A 1,268-nucleotide genomic window follows, 5' to 3' on the forward strand; every position below is an offset into this window, starting at 1 on the left:
GGTGCGCTTGTAGAGGCGATCGTATTCGGGGGCTTGGCTGAGGTCGTGGCGAGGTTTGGATTTGCTGCTGGGAGGGGAGGGCGATCGATTTTGTGATTTATTGTATAGGTTGCTACAGAAATTTTCGATAAGCGATCGAACATTCTTCTTTTTAACATCCTCTCCCAACAGATCCGATAGGAGTTTCCACAATTGCGATGCCGACTTCCTAACGTGATCGCTACTACAGTATTTCTGGAGGCTTTGCCCTGGGGACGCATGGAATATACGAAGACGAAAACCATTACCCGGGTTCACGATGAGCAGTTTAGGGAGGAGTTGTTGGAAGAGGCGATCGCACAACCTTTGTCTCCGAGTCAAATTAAGGAACCTATCCGCGCTCATATCAGGCTGAACAGCAATCAGCCGCACCTTCTTTAATGAGCCAAATAGATGCAGTTTAAATGGCGATGAAAACACCCTAAATATAATATAGAAGGTCAGTTGTTAAAGCATAGTCTTCGCCTGGTTGTGAAGTATTCATTTTTTAAATCTATTAAATGAACCCATCACCCTCAAGAGTAAACGATTTTGGTAAATTTTTTCTCTAAATATGAGATATGAGTTATAATATATAATAGCATCACCAAGGGTGGGCTATTATAGAAGGGGATACCAGATTTATGTCTACTGCTCGTCAAATCATAGCGCTTATAAAAAGCCAAATAGAAGGCGAAGATCAGCAGTTTTATTCTGCAGCCCTTCAAATTGCAGCGCATGAAGCAAGGCAGGGACATGGAAAATTGGCTCAAGAAATTCGGGAGTTAATTGATGAAGCTAAAAACCGGGGTTCGGCGATCGAGCGAAAAAATAGTGCAGTACCGTTAGTTCAGCCAAAAGGTGAATTAGCTAATTTACTATCAGCACGTTACCCAGAGACTAAGCTATCTGATATGGTACTCTCATCAGAGCTTGAAACCAAACTTCAGCGGATTCTTACCGAACAAAAACAGCGTAGTCGTCTGCAAAATTATAACCTATCTCCCCGGCGAAAAATTCTTTTATTAGGACACCCTGGTTCTGGCAAAACAATGACTGCCGCCGCTTTAGCCGGTGAGTTACAACTTCCGCTGATGACGGTTATATATAGTAGCTTAATTGGGAAGTTTATGGGAGAAACTGCCAGCAGACTTCAATTAATTTTTGATGCAATGTCACTAACACGGGGCGTTTATTTTTTTGATGAATTTGATGCCATTGGGGCGCACCGCAACAGTGCCAATGATGTG

At 42.9% G+C, this 1,268-nt stretch carries 2 protein-coding genes and 1 pseudogene; 2 read left to right on the forward strand and 1 reads right to left on the reverse strand.

The window, feature by feature from the left end; translation table 11 throughout:
* Positions 1 to 192 (reverse strand): annotated as a pseudogene (locus tag B9T16_RS28750) (AAA family ATPase); the annotation flags it as partial.
* On the opposite strand from B9T16_RS28750, the gene B9T16_RS28755 reads away from it, so the two are divergent.
* Positions 193 to 420, forward strand: a complete 228-nt coding sequence (locus B9T16_RS28755) for a hypothetical protein (RefSeq protein ID WP_006619035.1) — start codon at positions 193 to 195, stop codon at positions 418 to 420. It abuts the pseudogene before it with no gap.
* A gap of 242 nt (positions 421 to 662) precedes the next feature.
* Positions 663 to 1,268: AAA family ATPase (locus tag B9T16_RS28760; RefSeq protein WP_410246398.1), on the forward strand; the 606-nt coding region annotated here is incomplete at its 3' end.

The sequence above is a fragment of the Arthrospira sp. PCC 8006 genome, from assembly GCF_046480465.1.
In the GTDB taxonomy this organism is placed as follows: Bacteria; Cyanobacteriota; Cyanobacteriia; order Cyanobacteriales; family Microcoleaceae; genus Limnospira; species Limnospira platensis.